Below are 20,743 nucleotides of genomic sequence, written 5' to 3' on the forward strand. Positions count from 1 at the left end.
ATGAGGACCCGCCGCCGTCCATACGCCATGATGGACAGGTGAGTGAAGACCGCGCCGACGATCCGCCAGCCGAGACGAGTAGTGTTCCGGCACCGAACGAGACCGCGGACTCGCAGGTGACCGATACCGACAGCGCCGCGAGTCGAGTTCCGAAGCCGCTCAAGACGCGGTTGCTGGTCGCGATCGCGGCCGTGATTCTGCTGTTCGACCTCGTGACCAAGATCGTGGTGGTGCACTACGTCAAGCCCGGCAACCCGATTTCGATCGTCGGAGACGTCGTGACGTTGCGGCTGGTGCGTAATCCCGGTGCGGCGTTCTCGATGGCCACCGGCATGACCTGGTTGCTCACGGTCGTGGCAGTCGCGGTCGTCATCGGAGTGATCAAGATCGGTCGGACGCTGCGATCGCCGTGGTGGGCACTGGGATTGGGTCTGGTTCTCGGCGGCGCGCTCGGCAACCTGATCGACCGATTCTTCCGTGCCCCGGGTCCGTTCCAGGGACACGTCGTCGACTTCGTGTCGGTGGGCTGGTGGCCGGTGTTCAACGTTGCCGATTCGTCCATCGTCTGTGGTGCGATCCTCCTCGTCGTCCTGAGCCTGTTCGGGTTCGAGCCGAACGGTGAACGGGTGACCAAGGCGAACTCCGATGCCGCAGCCGAGGCCGACAAGTGAGGGAATCGCGCTCGATGCCGGTGCCCGACGGTCTGGACGGAATGAGGGTGGACGCCGGTCTCGCTCGGTTGCTCGGGCTCTCGCGTACCGTCGCCGCGGCGCTGGCCGAGGAGGGCTCGGTTCTGGTCGATGCCGGTGCCGTCGGCAAGTCCGACCGGCTGGCCGCTGGGTCGTGGCTCGAAGTGACGCTGCCCGAGCCGGCCCGTGAGTTGACGATCGAGGCGGAGCCGGTCGAGGGGATGGACATCCTCTACGCCGACGACGACATCGTGGCCGTGGACAAGCCCGTCGGGGTCGCCGCGCATGCCAGCGTCGGCTGGACCGGACCCACCGTCATCGGCGGTCTCGCGGCCGCCGGTTTCCGAATTTCGACCTCCGGTGCGCACGAGCGTCAGGGCATCGTGCACCGCCTCGACGTCGGCACGTCCGGGGTCATGGTGGTCGCCACGTCCGAGCGGGCGTACACCGTGCTCAAGCGGGCGTTCAAGGCGCGCACGATCGACAAGCGCTACCACGCACTGGTGCAGGGGCATCCGGATCCGAGCAGTGGAACGATCGATGCCCCGATCGGTCGACACGGCAGCAACGACTGGAAGTTCGCCGTCCGTGCCGACGGCAAGCCCAGCGTCACCCACTACGACACGGTCGAGGCGTTCCAGGCCGCGAGCCTGCTGGACGTGCACTTGGAAACCGGTCGCACGCACCAGATTCGGGTGCACTTCTCGGCTCTGCGTCATCCGTGCTGCGGCGATCTGACCTACGGTGCCGATCCGCGGCTGGCCGAACGGTTGGGCCTGGAGCGGCAGTGGCTGCATGCGCGGTCGCTCGGCTTCGCGCATCCGTCCGACGGCCGCTGGGTGGAGATCGAGAGCAAGTATCCGGCCGACCTCGAGCACGCACTCGAGGTGCTTCGGAAGGCGTGATGCGCACCAGGGGAGTGCTGGGCGGTGTCGTTGCCGCGGCACTCGTGTTCGTGGCGCTCGCGGTGATCGGGCACCTCAACCCGGTACGACAGCTGGGCGTGGGCACCGACCGGCTCGGCCCGGACAGCGGCGAGCAGGTGGTCGACTACCTGGCCCGCGCCGAGGCGAGCCTGCGCAGCGACAACACCGAACCTCGGTGGGGATCGGTGTCGTTCGATCGCGAACTCACCGCCCAACAGGCCTATGCCGTCGCCGACGGGATTCGTATCTCGCAGGTGCTCGTGCGTGTTCCGCTCGATCGTGTGCAAACCCCGATCCTGACCGTCGGCGTGCCGGGCAGCGAACGCTCGGTACTGAATTCGACCGCGCGGGCAGCGAGCCTGGCGACCGAATCGTTCGGGGCGGGAGACCGGCAGGCGCAGATCGCCGCAGTCTCGCAGCAACGTCTGCTCGACGGGTGTGCGTGTGTGGTGACGTTGGTGGTGCGCGCGACCCCAGCCGAGTTGAGCGAGCTGGCCGGCCGCGCCGATGTGCGAGCGGTGCAGGCGCTTCCGTCGGATGCGGTGTCCGGCAAGTTCGCAGTCGAGCCGCTCCTGCCGGAGCACGTCGACGTCGTCGGTCCGCTCCCGGACGACGGTCCCGTGCCGACCCGATGAGGCGATTTCTCGTCGCATCCGTCACACCTGTCACGTCCTCCCAGGACACACCGGCAGCGTGAAAATTCTGTCGGTTCGACCGCTTACAGTGAGTACGTTCGCGGCTCGTATTCACGCCGACGCACGACCTTCAGGAGAGAACCTTCGTGGCCGATTCGTTCGTTCATCTGCACAACCACACCGAATATTCGATGCTCGACGGTGCCGCCAAGATCGGCGCGATGTTCGCCGAGGCAGCACGGTTGGAGATGACGGCAGTCGGCATGACCGACCACGGCAACATGTACGGGGCCAGCGAGTTCTACAACGAGGCAAAGAAGGCCGGGATCAAGCCGATCATCGGCATCGAGGCCTACATCGCGCCCGAGTCCCGATTCAACAAGAAGCGTGTGCTGTGGGGCGACCGCAGCCAGAAGTCCGACGACGTCTCCGGTAGCGGTGCGTACACGCACATGACGATGGTCGCCGAGAACGCGACCGGAGTCCGCAACCTGTTCAAGCTGTCCTCGCTCGCCTCCATCGAGGGTCAGCTGGGCAAGTGGGCCCGGATGGACGAGGAGATCATCGCCCAGCACGCCGAGGGCATCATCGCCACCACCGGCTGCCCGTCGGGTGAGGTGCAGACTCGGTTGCGACTCGGCCAGGATCGTGAGGCGCTGGAGGCCGCTGCCAAATGGCGCGAGATCTGGGGTCCGGAGAACTTCTTCCTCGAACTGATGGATCACGGCCTGTCCATCGAGCGGCGTGTCCGCGAAGGCCTGCTCGACATCGGCAAGAAGCTCTCGATTCCGCCGCTGGCCACCAACGACTGCCACTACGTCACCAAGGATGCCGCCGAGAACCACGAGGCGCTGCTGTGCATCCAGACCGGTAAGACGCTCAGCGATCCCACTCGCTTCAAGTTCGACGGTGACGGCTACTACCTCAAGTCCGCCGCCGAGATGCGCGAGCTCTGGGACGATCAGGTGCCCGGTGCCTGCGACAGCACCCTGCTCATCGCTGAGCGAGTGCAGCCGTACGACGAGGTGTGGGCGCACCGCGACCGCATGCCGATCTTCCCCGTGCCCGAGGGCCACACCCAGGGCACCTGGTTGCGCCACGAGGTCATGACCGGACTCGAGCGACGGTTCCCCGACGGCCCCGCCGAGGACTACCTGGCGCGCGCCGAGTACGAGATCAAGGTCATCCTCGAGATGGGCTTTCCGGCCTACTTCCTCGTGGTCGGCGACCTGATCAACCACGCCAAAGCCGTCGGCATCCGCGTCGGGCCGGGCCGAGGTTCCGCCGCCGGATCGTTGGTCGCCTACGCCATGGGCATCACCAACATCGACCCACTGCCGCACGGTCTGCTCTTCGAGCGATTCCTCAACCCCGAGCGTGTGTCGATGCCCGATATCGATATCGACTTCGACGATCGCCGCCGCGGTGAGATGGTCCGCTACGCCACCGAGAAGTGGGGTAGCGATCGCGTCGCCCAGGTGATCACGTTCGGCACCATCAAGACCAAGGCCGCGATCAAGGACTCGGCCCGAGTGCAGTTCGGCCAGCCCGGTTTCGGGATCGCCGATCAGATCACCAAGGCGCTGCCGCCGCCCATCATGGCCAAGGACATCTCGGTGGCGGGCATCACCGATCCGTCGCACGAGCGCTACAAGGAAGCCGTCGAGGTTCGAGCGCTGATCGACTCCAACCCCGATGTCGCGACCATCTACAAGACGGCCAAGGGACTCGAGGGCCTGATTCGCAACGCAGGCGTGCACGCCTGCGCGGTGATCATGTCCTCGGAGCCGCTGACCGACGCCATTCCGGTGTGGAAGCGCGCGCAGGACGGCGCGATCATCACCGGCTGGGACTACCCGTCGTGCGAGGCCATCGGCCTGCTCAAGATGGACTTCCTGGGCCTGCGAAACCTCACCGTCATCGGTGACGCCATCGACAACATCAAGGCCAACCGCGGCATCGACATCGACCTCGACGCTCTCCCGCTCGACGACCCGGCGACCTTCGACTTGCTCTCTCGCGGAGACACTCTCGGCGTCTTCCAGCTCGACGGCAGTGCCATGCGCGATCTGCTCCGACGCATGCAGCCCACCGGTTTCGAGGACATCGTCGCCGTCCTGGCGCTGTACCGGCCCGGTCCGATGGGCATGAACTCGCACAACGATTACGCCGACCGAAAGAACGGTAGGCAAGAGGTCAAGCCGATTCACCCGGAGCTCGAAGAGCCGCTCAAGGTGATTCTCGGTGAGACGTACGGCCTGGTGGTCTACCAGGAGCAGATCATGCAGCTCGCGCAGAAGGTGGCCGGCTACACCCTGGGCCAAGCCGACCTGCTGCGTCGTGCCATGGGTAAGAAGAAGCTCTCCGAGCTCGAGAAGGCGTACGCCGGGTTCCGGCAGGGCATGTTGGACAACGACTTCTCCGAGGCGGCCATCAAGGCGCTGTGGGACACCGTGCTGCCCTTCGCGGGCTACGCGTTCAACAAGTCTCACTCCGCGGGCTACGGCCTGGTGTCGTACTGGACGGCGTACCTCAAGGCCAACTACCCGGCCGAGTACATGGCCGGCCTGCTCACCAGTGTCGGCGACGACAAGGACAAGGCTGCGATCTATCTGGCCGATTGCCGCAAGCTCGGAATCACGGTGTTGCCGCCGGACGTCAACGAGTCCGAACTCAACTTCGCGTCGGTGGGCAAGGACATCCGGTTCGGTCTCGGCGCTGTCCGCAACGTCGGTACCAATGTGGTCGCGTCGATCATCAGGGCGCGATCGGAGAAGTCGAAGTACACCGACTTCTCCGACTACCTCGGCAAGATCGACGCAATTGCCTGCAGCAAGAAGGTCACCGAATCCCTCATCAAGGCAGGTGCTTTCGACTCGCTCGACCATCCGCGCAAAGGTCTGATGCTCATCCATGCCGACGCGATCGACGCGGTGATGGGCACCAAGAAGGCCGAGGCGATAGGTCAGTTCGATCTGTTCGGCGGCGAGGATGCCGACGAGTCCATCTCCGCGGTGTTCAACGTCCGAGTGCCGGACGAGGAGTGGGAATCCAAGCATCGGCTCGCCCTCGAGCGCGAGATGCTCGGTCTCTACGTCTCGGGCCACCCGCTCCTGGGCGTCGAGCACATGTTGGCGGCGAAGTCCGACTGCAACATCCCGACCATCCTCGAGGGTGACATCAAGGACGGCACCCAGGTGACTGTGGGCGGCATTCTGGCCTCGGTGAACCGTCGGATCAACAAGAACGGTCTGACGTGGGCGTCGGCTCAGCTCGAGGATCTGGCCGGTGGTATCGAGGTGCTGTTCTTCCCACAGGCGTACTCGGTGTTCGGTGCCGATGTCACCGAGGACTCGGTGGTGCTGGTCAAGGGTCGGGTTTCGGTGCGTGACGACCGAGTTTCCTTGATCGCGAACGACCTTGCGGTGCCGGATCTTTCGGCCATCGGTATCGACAAGCCGCTCGCGGTGAGTCTACCGACGCGACTGTGCACCGCCGACAAGGTCGGCGCGCTCAAGCGGGTGTTGATCAGTCACCCAGGGACCTCGGACGTCCATCTGCGGTTGGTCAGCGGCGACAAGATCACCACGATGAAGCTGGACGACAGCCTGAGGGTGACGCCGACCTCGGCGTTGATGGGCGACCTGAAGGCGCTACTGGGGCCGGGCTGCCTGACGGGCTGAGGCCGGCCCGGTCGAACCCAACTCGGTCAGCCGCAGCGTCCACCAGGCGACTACGGCGACCGCTGCGCCGGCCAGCACGGCTGCCTGCAGCGAGCCGGCGATGACGAGGGTCGCGGCGAACACGAGAAGTCCGAGTGCGAGGGCTTCGAGCTTGTAGACCGGCCATGCGATGCCTGCCACGTCCGCGGTGCGCAGGGTAGGAGCGGGTCGACGGGTCACCTGGGTGCTCGTGTAGGTCATCGCGTTCTCCTCTGGTGCCACCGGCAGATTCGGGTCTCCGCTGCGGGAAGTTCAGACTATACCCAACAAAAGATTCGGTCCACCGAACTTGGGCTCCGGCCTGGCATTGTTGCCGATCTCCTGGCGTCGCAACGTCGGTGGGTGTTGACTGAGAGCCATGCCATTGACAGGAGAATACGAACCGAGTTCATCCGACTGGGCCCGCGAGCAGGCCGAGCTTTACGAGAACTCCGGCGGAACCGAAGGCACGATGATGAACGGTATGCCGGTCGTGCTGCTGACCACGAAGGGCAACAAGAGCGGCAAGCTCCGCAAGTCGCCGTTGATGAGGGTCGAACACGACGGCGAGTACGCCATCGTCGCCTCCCTCGGCGGCGCGCCGAAACACCCCGTCTGGTACCACAACGTCAAGGCCGAGCCACTGGTCGAGCTACAGGACGGTCCCGAGAAGCACGACTACATCGCACGTGAAGTGACCGGCGACGAGAAGGCCGTGTGGTGGGAACGCTCGGTTGCCGCGTACCCCGACTACGCCGAGTACCAGAAGAAGACCGACCGCGAGATACCGGTTCTGGTTCTCTCGCGCGCCTGAGGAGTGTCTGCACCGGTCGTGGAACGGTCCCGGATGGGCAACCGTTCCACGCTGGTGGCAGCATGTCCTGGTGTCTTCATCCCCTGAACTCGCCTCCCAGCACTCATCGTCGGTAGCCGTCACCGCTGCCGACATCGATGCCGCTGCGGTGCGAATTTCTTCGGTGGTGGCCGCGACACCCCTGCAGTTGTGCGAGCGGCTGTCTGCGGAGACGGGCGCAAAGGTCTACCTCAAGCGCGAGGACCTGCAGATCGTGCGGTCGTACAAGATTCGCGGCGCATACAACCTGATGGATCAGCTGACGGATGCCGAGCGCGCCGTGGGCGTGGTGACGGCGAGCGCCGGGAACCACGCACAGGGCGTCGCATTCGCATGCCGCACGATGCAGGTGCGGGGGAGGATCTACGTCCCGGCCAACACCCCCAAGCAGAAGCGTGACCGCATCCGGGTGCACGGAGGGGAATTCGTCGATCTCATCGTCATCGGCGACACGTTCGACGCGGCGGCTGCCGCGGCTGCCGAGGATGTCGCTCGTACCGGTGCCACGATGGTGCCGCCGTTCGACGACCCCCGAACCGTGGCCGGCCAGGGCACCATCGCCGCCGAGATCGTCGACCAGCTCGGCGGCGCACCGGATGTCGTCGTGATGCCGGTCGGCGGCGGCGGATGCATCGCGGGCATCTCGAGCTACCTGCGTGAGCGAGCACCGCAGACCTCACTGGTCGGCGTCGAGCCGTCCGGAGCCGCGTCGATGACCGCCGCACTGATCGCCGGTGGTCCGGTGACACTCGCCGACATCGATCCGTTCGTCGACGGAGCTGCCGTCCGCCGGATCGGAGACGTGCCGTACGCCGCGCTGCGGTCGCTGGGAGCGAGTGTGGTCTCGCATGCCTCGTTGCCGCTGCTCACTGCGCCGGTATTCGAAAGTGCGGGCCCGGGCGCGTTCCTGATCACACAGATCGACGAGGGCGCGATCTGCACGGCGATGCTGGCGCTCTATCAGAACGAGGGCGTCATCGCCGAGCCCGCGGGCGCACTCGCGGTGGCTGCGCTCGAGCACCTCGACATCGCCCCCGGCAGTACCGTCGTGTGCCTGGTCTCGGGTGGTAACAACGACGTCTCCCGTTACGGAGAAATTCTCGAGCGCTCTCTGGTCCACCTGGGGCTCAAGCACTACTTCCTGGTCGATTTCCCGCAGGAACCCGGGGCGCTGCGCCGATTCCTCGACGAGGTGCTCGGCCCCGAGGACGACATCACGTTGTTCGAGTACGTCAAGCGCAACAACCGCGAGACCGGAGCGGCTCTGGTGGGCGTCGAACTCGGGTCGGCGACCGGATTGAGCCCGCTGCTCGAACGTATGCGGAATTCGCACCTGCACGTCGAGCAGCTGGAGCCGGGCTCTCCGGTGTACCGCTACCTGACCTGAGTCGGCCCACCGCACCTACCTACGGCGTTACCGGCCGAGGAGGCGATCGACCACCTGTCGGTGCAGTTCGGGGTCCACGCCCGGGAGATCGAGGAGGGCGCCCAGGTAGATGCCGTCGCCGACGAGTCGGATGATCTCGGCCTGAACGGGGTCGTCGATTTCGGCGCGTAGCCCCTCGTCCCACAACCGCATCATCTCCGTGACGGCGTCCTGCACCTCGCCGGAATTACCGTCGACGCTCCGTAACGCGGCCAGGGTCGATCGATACAGTGCGATCTCCTTCTCGGAGATGGAGTCGGGTGGTTGCAGATACCACTCGGACACCGAGGTGCCCCCTGCTGCAGCATCGGCGCGCTGCTGATCGGCCTGGGCACCGAGTCGCCTCACCATGGCGGCAACCAGGGCGTCCTTGGTCTTGAAGTGATAGAGCAAGCCGCCCTTGGAAACGCCTGCGGCGGCGGCGACGCTGTCGAGGGTCACCTTGGTCATGCCGTGTTCGATCAGCATCGATTCGAGTGCGTCGAGTATTCGGTCGCGGGTGTCCGATGACATGAAACTCACTTTACCGGCTGGACGGTTCGCGGTACTCTCGATCACTGTACCGGCTGGACGGTCGGTACCTGTCGTCGCTTCGGCCGACCTACCCGGTGGCCGAGCGCAGAACGTAGGAGATCGTGGTGAGTGACGTGCGCACCGGTTCGGTGCACGAGGTCGACGGAGCGTCCGAGCATCGGGCCGGCCCCCGAGATTGGCTCGGGTTGGTGGTGCTTGCCTTCGCGGTGCTGCTCATCGCTGTGGACGGCACCGTCCTCGATCTGGCCCTGCCGTTCGTCAGCGCGGATCTGGCACCCACCAGCAACCAGCTGCTGTGGATCATCGACGTCTACTCGTTCGTCCTGGCCGGCCTGCTCATCACCATGGGCACGCTCGGTGACCGAATCGGTCGTCGTCGACTGCTGCTGATCGGAGCAGCGGGCTTCGGTCTCGCCTCGCTCGTCGCCGCCGTGTCGACCAGCGCCGAGATGCTCATCGCCGCCCGAGTGCTGCAGGGCATCTCCGGCGCAACTCTGATGCCCGCGACTCTGGGCCTGATCAGGACCATCTTCCTGAACCCGCGTCAACGCGTCGCCGCGATCGGCGTGTGGGGCGCGATGGCAGGCGGCGGTGCCGCCGCAGGCCCGCTCGTGGGCGGCTGGCTGCTCGAGCATTACTGGTGGGGATCGGTGTTCCTCATCAACATCCCCGTGATGATCGTGCTGATCGCGCTCGGGCCCCTGGTCATCCCCGAGTCCAAGGATCCGAACCCGGGGCGCTTCGACCTGACGAGCTCGGCACTGTCGATGCTTGCCATCGTCCCCGTGGTGTTCGCGGTGAAAGAGACTGCGGCACACGGATTCGACGTGGTCTACCTGCTCTCCGCGGTGGTCGGCGTCATCGCCGGGTACGTGTTCGTCCGTCGTCAGCGGACGCTTGCCGCCCCGATGATCGACCTACGACTGTTCGCCAACCGGGCGTTCTCGACGGGCGTGGCCACGAACTTCCTGTCGGTGTTCGCCCTCGCCGGGGTGTTGTTCTTCGGCTCGCAGTACCTGCAGCTCGTGCTCGGCAACAGCCCACTCGAAGCCGGATTGTTGCTGCTGCCCGGCACCGCCGCCAGTATCGTCACCTCACTGCTGGTCGCGGTCCTGGTTCGATACTTCAGCGCGGGAACGGTTCTCGGCGTCGCGATGATCGTCGCCGCCGTGGGCGCAGGCATCCTGGTCGGACTCGCGACCGACAGCGGACCGGCGTTGTTCATCGCAGGGTTCGTCCTGGTGGGAGCCGGGGTCGGTGTGGCGCTCACGCTGACCTCCGAGTTGGTCGTCAGCTCCGTCGAACCCGAACGAGCGGGAGCGGCCTCGGCGGTGTCGGAGACCGCGTACGAGCTGGGTATCGCGTTGGGTGTCGCCGTACTCGGCACCGTGGTCATGGCCATCTTCCGTCGCGGAATCGACGTCACCCAGTTGACCCCCGAGCTCGGAGCCAGGGCAGGGGAGACACTCGGCGGCGCGGATGCGGTGGCTCGTGAGTTGCCGGACTCGGTGGCGACGGTTCTGCTCGATTCCGCGCATGCTGCGTTCGTGTCGGGCATGCATGTCGCGGCCGTCGCCACCGCGGTGGTGCTGGCGATCACCGCCGTGTTCGTCCTGGTCAATCTACGTAAGCGTCAGGACTCCAACACGACGACGGAGTGACCGGGAACCGTGGTGGCAGAGCCGGTCTCGTCCGAGGTCGTCGGCTCCCACTCGAGCAGTGCGGAGCCGCCGACCGGCACCGTCACTGCGGATTCGGACAGGTTGCACACCACGCTGATGCGGCCTCGGCGTACGACGATCCATTGCGCGTCCTCGTCGTACTCCACCTTCACGTGGTCGAGCCACGGATCGGTCAGTTCGGTCCGGTCACGACGCAGCCGCAACAGATCGCGGTAGACGGCCAACAGTCGCCCATGATCGCCGTCGCCCAACTCCGACCAGTTCAGCTTCGACCGCGTGAACGTCTCGGGATCCTGCGGATCGGGGATATCGCTCTTGTCCCAACCGTGCTCGGCGAACTCCGCCTTGCGCCCCTCTGCGGTGGCCTTGCCCAGCTCGGGCTCGGGGTGCGAGGTGAAGAACTGGAACGGCGTAGACGCTCCCCATTCCTCGCCCATGAACAGCATCGGAGTGTAGGGGGAGGTCAGCACCAGGGCGGCCTTGATCGCGAGCTGGCCGGGGGAGAGGTAGAAGCCCGGTCGGTCGCCGATCGCACGGTTGCCCACCTGATCGTGTGTGGTCGTGTAGGTCACCAGGGAACTGGCCGGGATACGCCGGGTGTCCAGTGGGCGACCGTGGACGCGACCGCGGAAACTCGAGTACGTTCCGGCGTGAAAGAAGCCCTGCCGCAGCGTGTTCGCAAGCCCCTGCAGTGAACCGAAATCACCGTAGTAACCCTGCCGCTCACCGGAGACCGCGGCATGGATCGCGTGGTGGATGTCGTCGTCCCACTGGGCGTCGAGTCCGTAACCGCCACCCGATCGAGCAGTGATCAGCATCGGATCGTTGAGGTCGCTCTCGGCGATCAGGGTCAATGGCCGACCCAGATGAGCCGAGAGGCTTCGGGTTTCGATCGAGAGCTGTTCGAGGAGGTGCATCGCAGTGTGGTCGACGATCGCGTGCACCGCGTCGAGTCGCAGCGCGTCGATGTGGAACTCGGAGAACCATCGCAGCGCGTTGTCGAGGGCGTAGCGCCGCACCTCGCCCGAGTCGGCCTCGGCGTAGTTGATCGCCTGGCCCCAACTGTTGGCACCCTCGGTCATGTACGGGCCGAAGCGGTCGAGGTAGTTGCCGGACGGGCCGAGGTGGTTGTAGACCACGTCCAGAACGACGCCGATGCCGTGGCCGTGGCACGCATCGACCAACCGCTGCAAGCCTTCCGGGCCGCCGTACGCCTCGTGCACGGTGTACCAGAGAACACCGTCGTAGCCCCAGTTGTGCACGCCGTTGAACCCGTTGACCGGCATGATCTCGATGAACGTCACGCCGAGATCGACGAGATGATCGAGCTTGGTGATGGCCGCATCGAACGTGCCCTCGTCGGTGAACGTGCCGATATGCATTTCGTAGATCGACGAGCCGGGCAGCTGCCGGCCGGTCCAGGCCGCGTCGGTCCACAGCGTCGGATCGACGTCGAAGACCTGGGACAGCTCGTGGACTCCGTCGGGCTGCCGCGGCGACCGCGGATCCGGGAGGGCCTTGTCTGCGTCGTCGAGCAGGAAGCCGTAACGACTCGTCGGGCTGCACTCGACATCCGCGTGCCACCACCCGTTCGAGGAGCGCTGCATCGGATGCACTGTGTCGTCGAGTTGGAGCCGGACCGTCTCGGGGGTCGGTGCCCAGACCTGGAACCGACGAGTTGCTGCTGCCGATGTCACTGCCGGTGATGTCACTGCGGGAGACGTCACTGTGTCACCGTTCCTTCGTTGTCGCGCACCAGAAGTGCGACCGGGAGCGAGGCGAACACCTCGGCCACCGACACGGTGCCGGTGTGTTCGACGTCGGTGAGCCGATCGCGCCAGCGACCGTCGGGCAGGGTCACGGTCGTCTCGCCCCACCCCTGCTCGGCCAAACCGAGGGAGAGCCGGGTGGCCAGTGCCACCACGTCGGCGTTGCCGGGCAGTGGGCCACGTGCGAATCCGACGAGGTGCTCGGCTGCGGATCCGTCCGCGACGATGGGTGCGTAGGTTCCGCCGACGAAACTCGCGGGTCGCTCGCGTCGCACGTGCAGGGCGGAGCGAACGACGGCGAGCTTGGCGGCACCCGTATCGACCGAGAGCGCAGCGGGGTTCGACGCGGCGAGCATCGATCGACGAACCGAGTAGTCGACGGGCCTGCGGTTGTCGGGGTCGACGAGCGAGTCCTCCCACAGCTCGGTGCCCTGGTACACATCGGGGATGCCGGGTCCGGCCAGATTCAACAGCTTCTGGCCCAGAGCGTCGGAATGGCCGTGCGGAGCGAGCTTCTCGACGAGCATCGACATCGAACGGGCGACGGCACCGTCGAAGATCGCATCCAGCCAGCTGTGTACCGCGGACTCGAATTCCTCGTCCGGATCGGTCCACGTGGTGCGAAGGGCGGCCTCGCGAATCGCCTTCTCCGCGTAGGCATGGACGCGTTCACGCAACGAGGAGGTGACCACGCCGTCCGCCGGCCAAACTCCGAACAGGTTCTGCCACAAGAACATTCCGGTGGTGCCGTCGGGACTCGGGGTCAGTTCTTCCCAGTCCGTGATGCATCGGGCCCACAGCTCGGGAGTCTGCGACAGCACGCCGATGCGCGCTCGCACGTCCTCGCCTCGCTTGGTGTCGTGAGTCGACAGCGTCGTCATCGCCGCCGGCCATCGCTTCGCGCGGTCCGCATTGGTGAGATGGAAGAACTCTGTGCTGCAACCGAATCGGCTGGGATCGCCGCCGACCTCCTGCAACGAGATGAGCCGGTTGGCGCGGTAGAACAGGCAGTCCTCGACGCCCTTGGCGGTGACGGCACCGCACACCTGATCGAATCGCACCGGCGATTCGGCACCGCCGATGAGAGCTGTCGTCAACGCACCGAGGCCGGCTGCCAATTCGGGCTGCTCCTCGCCGACGTCCGCGATCACGCCGGGCAGTACGCGGGCCAGCGGTGCATAGTCGGTCCTGTACACGGGGACGGCCGCGACGACAGCGACGATCGCGTCGATGACGGACTCGAGCTCGACGGTGGTGCCGGACTCCCGTACGACCGCCCGGGCGAGGCGTCGCACCTCCGGGGACAGATCCCCGCGGGCGACACCGGTCTTGAGGTCGAGTTCCGTCTCGTGCAGCGTCTCGCTGTCGTAGGCGATGCCCGAGCGCACCTGAGAAAGTGCGGTGAGCGCGTGCACGCCCTCGGGATCGACGAAGACTCCGCCGACCGCGGCCAGAGCGTCGTATCCGGTCGTGCCGTCGACGGGGAGCGATTCGTCCAGCGGTTCGCCGTCGGCCAGAATCTTCTCGATGACCAGCCACCGGTCGGGGCCGAGGAGCCCGCGTAGTTCGGTGAGGTAGCCGGCCGGGTCGGCCAGGCCGTCGGGATGGTCGACGCGAAGTCCGTCGATCAGACCGTCCTCGATCCAACTGGCCACCTGGCGATGGGAGTCGGTGAAGACGTCGAGGTCTTCCTGCCGAATTCCTGCCAGGCCGTTCACCGAGAAGAACCGTCGGTACCCGATCAGTCCATCGGACCAGCTCACCAGTCGGTACGCCTGACGATCGTGTACGGCCTGCGCGTCGCCGCTGTCCGTGCCGTCGGCGATGGGGAAGCGGTGCTCGTAGAACGCGAGCAGAGGCTGGTCCTCGGAGCGGTCGACGGTCAGTTCGCCGACGTCGCTCGCGCTACCGAGAACCGGAATGGCGATCTTGCCGTCGACGCCGTTGTCGGCTCCGAAGTCGATGTCGAAGTACGTCGCGTAGTCGGAGTCACGGCCGCGTCGCAGCACGTCCCACCACCATGCGTTCTGCCGCGGGTCCTCCACTCCGACGTGGTTGGGGACGATGTCGACGATGATCCCCATGCCCAGCTCTGCCGCGCGAGAATGCAACTGCGTCAACGCTTCCCGGCCACCCAGTGCGGCCGAGACCGTGGCGGTGTCGGTGACGTCGTAGCCGTGGGTCGAGCCCTCGGTCGCAGTCAGGATGGGCGACAGATACAGGTGGGTGACCCCGAGGTCGTGGAGGTAGTCGACCACGTCGGAGGCGTCGGCCAGGGTGAAGGCATCGCCCCGCAGTTGTAACCGGTATGTACTGGTGGGCAGCGGCATATGTCAGGCAGTCTTTCGTAGAACGAGCAGGGAACGAGCGGTGACTTCCACGGGTGTACCCGCTTCGATCGATTTCTCACTTGTCCCGGTTCGCGACGCGGTGTTCAGCGCCACAGTCCATTCCTTGGCGTAGTTCCCGTCCGGGGTCACGAACTCGATGGTCTCGTGATGTGCGTTGAAGCACAACAGGAACGAGTCGTCGACGACGCGCTCGCCGCGCTGGTTCGGTTCCGGGATTCCGTCACCGTTGAGGAAGACCGTCAGCGACTTGCCGAAACCGCTGTCCCAGTCCTCCGGGGTCATCTCCTCGCCCGCCGGAGTGAGCCAGGCGATGTCTCGGGCCTGCTCGCCGGTGCGAATGGGGCGGCCCTCGAAGAATCGTCGACGCCGGAACACCGGATGCTCTGCGCGCAGCGAGATGGCGTTGCGGGTGAACTCGATCAGTTCGGCGTTCTTCTCGGCCAACGACCAGTCCATCCAGGCGAGTTCGGAGTCCTGGCAGTAGACATTGTTGTTGCCCTGCTGAGTACGCGCCATCTCGTCGCCGTGGGCGATCATGGGCGTGCCCTGGCTGAGCAGCAACGTCGCCATGATATTGCGGATCTGGCGGGCACGCAGGTCCAGGATCTCCGGATCGTCCGTCGGGCCTTCCACGCCGCAGTTCCACGAGCGGTTGTGGCTCTCGCCGTCGTTGTTGTCCTCACCGTTGGCGTCGTTGTGCTTGTCGTTGTACGACACCAGATCGTTGAGCGTGAACCCGTCGTGCGCGATGACGAAGTTGATGCTGGCACCGGGGCGACGACCGGTGGCCTCGTACAGATCCGAGGATCCGGTCAGCCTCGACGCGAACTCGCCCAGCGTGGCAGGCTCACCCCGCCAGTAGTCGCGGACGGTGTCGCGGTACTTGCCGTTCCACTCCGTCCACAGGCCGGGGAAGTTGCCGACCTGGTAGCCGCCTTCGCCCACGTCCCAGGGCTCGGCGATCAGCTTCACCTGGCTGACGACCGGATCCTGTTGCACCAGATCGAAGAACGCGCTCAGGCGATCGACGTCGTGCAGTTCGCGCGCCAGGGTGGACGCGAGGTCGAATCGGAATCCGTCCACGTGCATCTCGGTGACCCAGTAGCGCAGTGAGTCCATGATGAGCTGCAGCGTGTGCGGGTGTCGCGCATTGAGGCTGTTGCCGGTTCCGGTGTAGTCCATGTAGTGCTCGAGGTCGCCGTCGACGAGCCGGTAGTACGCGGCGTTGTCGATCCCGCGGAAGCTGATGGTCGGGCCCATGTGGTTGCCCTCGGCGGTGTGGTTGTAGACCACGTCGAGGATCACTTCGATGCCTGCGGCGTGGAACGAACGAACCATGGCCTTGAACTCGGTGACGGCGGCACCGGGGGACTTGTGTGAGGAGTACTCCGCGTGCGGGGCCAGGAAGCCGAACGTGTTGTAGCCCCAGTAGTTTCGCAGCCCTTTGTCCAGCAGAACCTGATCCTGCATGAACTGGTGCACCGGCATCAGCTCGATGGCCGTGACACCGAGGTGGTTGAGGTGGTCGATGATCACCGGATGCGCCAGGCCCGCGTAGGTGCCGCGCTCGGCTTCGGGGATGTCGGGATGGTTGATCGTCATGCCCTTGACGTGGGCCTCGTAGATCACCGTCTCGTGGTACGGGCGCTTGGGGGCGCGATCGGCCTGCCAGTCGAAGAAGGGGTTGATGACGACGGTGGTCATCGTGTGTCCGAGCGAATCGTGCTGGGGGAAGTCGTTGTTCGGCGCGTCGTCGTGCGCGAGGGGAGCGTCCTCGATGATCTCGTCGTCGGGATCGGTGAGATCGGTGGTGTCCTCGAACGGTGCCTCGGAGTCGAGTGAATCCGCGGATTCGTCGTCGGTCGGTACCGCGGCCTCGGGTTCGGGAGCCGGCGCATCCATGTTGTACGAGAACAGCGATCGGTCGCCGTCGAACGATCCCTCGAACGCCTTGCCGTACGGATCGACGAGCAGCTTGCTCGGATCGCAGCGGTGCCCGGCTGCCGGATCCCACGGGCCGTGCACGCGGTAGCCGTAGCGCTGACCCGGTTCCACCGTGGGCAGATACGCGTGCCAGACGTAGCCGTCGGACTCCTCGAAACGGATGCGGGTCTCGGTTCCGTCAGCGGCGATCAGGCACAGATCCACGGCCTCAGCGGCCTCGGAGAACAATGCGAAATTGGTTCCTGCTCCGTCGTAGGTCGCGCCGAGCGGATAAGCGGATCCCGGCCATACTGCGATGGCAGGCGTGTCGTCGGAGGCTTCGTGCAGCATGGATCAACCCTACTGTGGCGGCTGGGCCCGGGCTTACCGAGCGCGAGCCGCATGCCCCTGGCCTTGGACCGACTCCGATCACGGTCCGGCCCACCAGCCGGTGGCCGATCCGATCTGTCGGCCCAGCTCGGTGGTGAGCGTTCGCACGTAGGTGGCGGTCAGATGGTGTTCGTCACGGTAGATCAGAACGTTCCCCTGCTCGGCGCGGCACACGGTGTCGTCGCACACCGCATCGGACAGGTCGAGAGCAGAGAACCCGGGCAGCTGGAACGAGGAGGCCAGGGCCGGGTTGACGGGGTCCAGCGCCTCGTCCCTCGGGATACCGCAGGAGGCGGCCGTGCCGCCGTCGGCGAGGCAGTCGATGGCCCGATACGCGAGCCACGGGGTGTCTCGGATGCCCAGAATTCCGACGCCGTTCGCGGTCAGTTGCTGCCACACCGAGGCGTACCAGGGCGGTGTGAAGTCGCCGGGCGCGTCCTCCCTGGGCCGGGTGGCGGTGGTGAACAGGTAGTCGGGTTGCATCTCGGCCACCTCGGCCAGCACGGTCTGTGTCCAGTCCAGGCAGTCGGGGTATTCGTTGGGGCCGAGCATCGGCATCGTGTCCGTGCTCAGCGGGCAGCCCATCTTCAAGAACGTGACGACCGCGAAGCCGTGCCGGAGACCGAGCGTGTCGAGGGCGGTCACCCAGTGTTCGGCGTGCGAGCTGCCTGCAAGCACGATCGTCCGGTCCGAGTCGACGTCGCCGTAGGTACACGAGACCGCGTCGCGCGTCTCGAAGTCCGCGATGCAGCCCTCGAGGGTGGTGGCCGGCAGATCCTCGGGGGCGGAGTACAGCGGGGGACTGACGTCGGCCGGCTCCACGCGAATCCCGTCGGTCAGTTCGAGCGCTCCGGGGTGAGTCTGCTCGTCGACCGATCCGTCGGCTTGCACGGCGTTGATCGACCGGTCGATGTGGAAGTTCCATCCGATCGACCCTGCCGTCACCGTGACGGCAGCGATCGCCGCAGTCGCAGTCACCGCGATGCGTGCCGGCGTGAATGTCGGCGACTGCGTGGGTCGCTCGACGAGGCGGACGGTGAGCCATGCCAATGCAACCGAGGCTCCGACGATGCCGAGACCGCCGAGAACGTCGGTGTGAGGTCGGCCAGTGGCCGACAGGTAGAAGATCAGCAGCGGCCAGTGCCACAGGTACAGCGGAAACGCGATGGATCCGAGCCAGGCGAAGAACCGGTTGGAGAGCGTGGCCGCCACTGCGGTCTCGGAGCCCGCGACGATCAACGCGAGGGTGGCCAGCACCGGAATCAGGGCCAGGGGACCGGGAAACGCCGATACACCGTCCACGAGAAAGCCGCACGCGACGATGACCGCTATTCCGATACCGGCAAGGGCCCCGCGTAGCTGCGACCGCGTTCGGGTGTCATCGGAGGTCGGCTCGGTGGACGGCTCGCCGCTGCGTGCGGCGAACACGGCGGCGACTGCGGCTCCGAGCATGATTTCCCACAGCCGGGCACCGGTGTCGTAGTAGTTCCACGCCTGGTGGCGTTGCACACCGTCCGCTGCGTACACGAAGGAGACCACCGCGATGACGGCGAATATCACCGCGAACGTCAGCGGTCGAAAGCTTCGTGGTCCGTCGGGACGCACGGTGCGTCGTATCCACGCGAGACCGAACACGACAGCGATGGCCAGTAGATAGAACTGGAACTGGACGGCCACCGACCACAGGTGCTGAAGAGGGCTCACCGAGGGGTCGGCCGCAAGGTAGTCGTTCGCGGTGGTCGCCAGCTGCCAGTTCACGTAGTAGAAGACGCCGGATACGAGTTGATCGCCCAGGTCGGCCCAGCGAGTGCGCGGCAGCAGGAATACCGATGCGACGGCAACCGCGGCCAGCGTGATCAGCAGGGGAGGCCCGAGCCTGCGCAGCACCCGAGTGATCCGGGTGAACGGATTCAGGCTCGCCCCGGCCTCGGCCGATCTCAGCAGAGATGCGGTGAAGAAGAAGCCGGACAGGGTGAGAAATACATCGACGCCTCCCGACACCCGACCCATCCAGATGTGGAATACGACAACGAGCGCGATGGCCACGCCGCGCAGCCCGTCGAGGTCGTGCCGCTGCGGTGGCCGCTGCGGTCCGCTGGGCGAAAGAGCGGTGTCCCCCTGAGCCGGAACAACCGAAGCCGAAGTATCGGAGCTGCTGTGGGGTACGTGCATGGAGGAGAAGTGACTTCCCGGCTGTGTATCGACCACTCGGTCGGGGGTCGCGGACGGTGGTACCCGGTTCTGGTGAAGACGGGATTCTGGGGCAAACAATACGTGTACGTGAGGTGAAGTAACCCTCGGAGTCTGCTTTGCCGCGATGTGCCCAGTTCGGGGACGGTTTCGGTCTGATCCAGCGGTGTCTGGCTTGCGCATGTATAGCGCGTATGCAAGCATTTGCTCAGCGCGTGCAACTACACGCGATAGCGCGATAATTGCGTACGCATCTTCCAATCAGGAGTATCGGACATGCCACTCGGCCTGCTCGCCCTCGCCATCGGGGGATTCGGAATCGGTTTGACCGAATTCGTCATCATGGGGCTACTGCCCGAAGTCGCGGCCGATTTCGCGGTCAGCGAGGCCACGGCCGGTTGGCTCATCACGGGCTACGCGCTGTCCGTGGTCGTCGGGGCCCTGCTCGTCACCGCCGCCGTGACACGGTTTCCTCGCAAGAGTGTCCTGCTCGCACTGATGTGTCTGTTCATCGTCGGCAATCTCGTCTCCGCACTGTCGAGCAGCTACGAAATGATGCTGCTCGGCCGCGTCGTTGCAGCGCTGTGTCACGGAGCGTTCTTCGGCATCGGTGCCGTCGTGGCGGCCAGCCTCGTCGAGCCGGCGAAGAAGGCGGGTGCGATCGCCATGATGTTCGCCGGTCTGACCGCCGCCAACGTCCTCGGAGTTCCGTTCGGGACGTTCCTGGGTCAGAACCACGGTTGGCGCTCGACGTTCTGGGCGATCACGGTGATCGGCGTCGTTGCGCTGATCGGTATCGCCGCCCTCGTTCCTCGTGACACCGGGAGCGGTGAGGTAAGCAATCTGCGTCGAGAGCTGCGCGCGTTCCGGTCGGTGCAGGTGTGGCTGTCCATCGCGGTCACGGTGCTCGGGTACGGCGGCATGTTCGGTGCGTTCACCTACATCGCGTTCACGCTCACCGACGTCAGTGGCTTCGCGTCGAGTTCGGTGCCGTGGCTGCTCGTGCTGTTCGGCGGTGGATTGTTCGTCGGCAATTACCTCGGCGGCAAGGCAGCAGACCGCAACCTCACCGGATCGCTGACGATTCTGCTGGGTGCACTGACCGTCGTACTCGTCTTCTTCGCGCTCACCGCGGAGAGTCGCCCGGCGACGATCGCATCCCTCGTGTTGATGGGTGCGTTCGGCTTCGCGACGGTCCCGGGGCTGCAGATGCGGGTGATGTCGTTCGCATCCGACGCTCCGACGATGGCGTCCGGCGCGAACATCGCCGCGTTCAACCTGGGAAATGCGTTGGGCGCGTGGCTCGGTGGTGTGACGATCTCGGCCGGTCTCGGCTACACCTCGCCCATCTGGGCCGGATCCGGTATCACCGCGGCGGCCTTGATGGTGCTGTTGTTCGCAACCGGACTGCTCCGACGCGCCGACGCGGATCCGATCGAGGGGGCGGACCGACCGAGCGCTGCGACCAGTGCCGCGGGATCGTCCACGTGAAGGCCGAAGGAGTGGGCACTACCCTCGACCCACCACCGCCGCAGGGGTGCGGGCACGGACACCACTGTTGCGCAGGACAAATCGATGTCGACGGTGGTGCCGTCCTGATTCGGTAGGACGAGTCGGCCGCCGTCGAGCGTCGGCGACACGACGCCGAAGCGGTGGTGAATTCGGGCGGAGACA

The 20,743-nt window shown here is 65.8% G+C and carries 14 protein-coding genes; 8 read left to right on the plus strand and 6 right to left on the minus strand.

Features of this window, described 5'->3' with window-relative positions; translation table 11 throughout:
* Nucleotides 1-38 precede the first annotated feature (38 nt).
* From lspA to dnaE, 4 genes are all read left to right on the plus strand, one after another.
* On the plus strand, nt 39-671 hold the full coding sequence (gene lspA, locus QM615_RS10720) for a signal peptidase II (protein ID WP_068051928.1): 633 nt from the start codon (nt 39-41) through the stop codon (nt 669-671).
* On the plus strand, nt 668-1,594 hold the full coding sequence (locus tag QM615_RS10725; RefSeq protein ID WP_094640119.1) for an RluA family pseudouridine synthase: 927 nt from the start codon (nt 668-670) through the stop codon (nt 1,592-1,594). Before lspA ends, QM615_RS10725 begins: the two co-directional genes overlap by 4 nt.
* Complete coding sequence (locus QM615_RS10730) at nt 1,594-2,250, plus strand: hypothetical protein (RefSeq protein WP_149406346.1); 657 nt, start codon at nt 1,594-1,596, stop codon at nt 2,248-2,250. The genes QM615_RS10725 and QM615_RS10730 overlap by 1 nt, the downstream gene beginning before the upstream one ends.
* A gap of 146 nt (nt 2,251-2,396) precedes the next feature.
* Complete coding sequence (dnaE, locus tag QM615_RS10735; RefSeq protein WP_094688482.1) at nt 2,397-5,933, plus strand: DNA polymerase III subunit alpha; 3,537 nt, start codon at nt 2,397-2,399, stop codon at nt 5,931-5,933.
* On the opposite strand, the gene QM615_RS10740 is transcribed toward dnaE, so the two are convergent.
* Nucleotides 5,904-6,173, minus strand: a complete 270-nt coding sequence (locus QM615_RS10740) for a hypothetical protein (RefSeq protein WP_094640117.1) — start codon at nt 6,171-6,173, stop codon at nt 5,904-5,906. The genes dnaE and QM615_RS10740 overlap by 30 nt on opposite strands.
* A gap of 157 nt (nt 6,174-6,330) precedes the next feature.
* Here QM615_RS10740 and QM615_RS10745 point away from each other — a divergent pair, with 157 nt between their 5' ends.
* Together QM615_RS10745 and ilvA are read left to right on the plus strand one after the other, a co-directional pair.
* Nucleotides 6,331-6,765: a nitroreductase family deazaflavin-dependent oxidoreductase gene (locus QM615_RS10745; RefSeq protein WP_068051906.1), complete on the plus strand. Its 435-nt coding sequence runs from the start codon at nt 6,331-6,333 to the stop codon at nt 6,763-6,765.
* A gap of 70 nt (nt 6,766-6,835) precedes the next feature.
* On the plus strand, nt 6,836-8,191 hold the full coding sequence (gene ilvA / locus QM615_RS10750) for a threonine ammonia-lyase IlvA (protein ID WP_094688484.1): 1,356 nt from the start codon (nt 6,836-6,838) through the stop codon (nt 8,189-8,191).
* Between the two features lie 27 nt (nt 8,192-8,218).
* On the opposite strand, the gene QM615_RS10755 is transcribed toward ilvA, so the two are convergent.
* Nucleotides 8,219-8,743 (minus strand): TetR/AcrR family transcriptional regulator, encoded by a 525-nt coding sequence (locus tag QM615_RS10755; RefSeq protein WP_068051915.1) that lies wholly within the window; start codon nt 8,741-8,743, stop codon nt 8,219-8,221.
* A gap of 125 nt (nt 8,744-8,868) precedes the next feature.
* On the opposite strand from QM615_RS10755, the gene QM615_RS10760 reads away from it, so the two are divergent.
* Complete coding sequence (locus QM615_RS10760) at nt 8,869-10,425, plus strand: MFS transporter (RefSeq protein WP_394855263.1); 1,557 nt, start codon at nt 8,869-8,871, stop codon at nt 10,423-10,425.
* On the opposite strand, the gene treZ is transcribed toward QM615_RS10760, so the two are convergent.
* From treZ to QM615_RS10780, 4 genes are all read right to left on the minus strand, one after another.
* A complete protein-coding gene (treZ, locus tag QM615_RS10765; protein ID WP_149406344.1) occupies nt 10,398-12,143 on the minus strand; it encodes a malto-oligosyltrehalose trehalohydrolase in 1,746 nt (581 codons plus the stop codon). The genes QM615_RS10760 and treZ overlap by 28 nt on opposite strands.
* A gap of 26 nt (nt 12,144-12,169) precedes the next feature.
* Entirely contained in the window at nt 12,170-14,545 is a 2,376-nt protein-coding gene (gene treY, locus QM615_RS10770) for a malto-oligosyltrehalose synthase (protein WP_149406116.1), read from the minus strand.
* 3 nt (nt 14,546-14,548) lie between these two features.
* Entirely contained in the window at nt 14,549-16,840 is a 2,292-nt protein-coding gene (gene glgX, locus QM615_RS10775; RefSeq protein ID WP_094640114.1) for a glycogen debranching protein GlgX, read from the minus strand.
* Between the two features lie 78 nt (nt 16,841-16,918).
* The gene (locus tag QM615_RS10780; protein ID WP_149406115.1) at nt 16,919-19,051 is read right to left on the minus strand and encodes an acyltransferase family protein; all 2,133 of its coding nucleotides are present in this window, start codon (nt 19,049-19,051) and stop codon (nt 16,919-16,921) included.
* Between the two features lie 294 nt (nt 19,052-19,345).
* Here QM615_RS10780 and QM615_RS10785 point away from each other — a divergent pair, with 294 nt between their 5' ends.
* Nucleotides 19,346-20,560, plus strand: coding sequence for an MFS transporter (locus tag QM615_RS10785; protein ID WP_149406114.1), 1,215 nt, complete (start codon nt 19,346-19,348; stop codon nt 20,558-20,560).
* Nucleotides 20,561-20,743: the final 183 nt, after the last annotated feature.

The sequence above is a fragment of the Rhodococcus sp. IEGM 1341 genome (assembly GCF_030056895.1).
GTDB lineage: Bacteria > Actinomycetota > Actinomycetes > Mycobacteriales > Mycobacteriaceae > Rhodococcoides.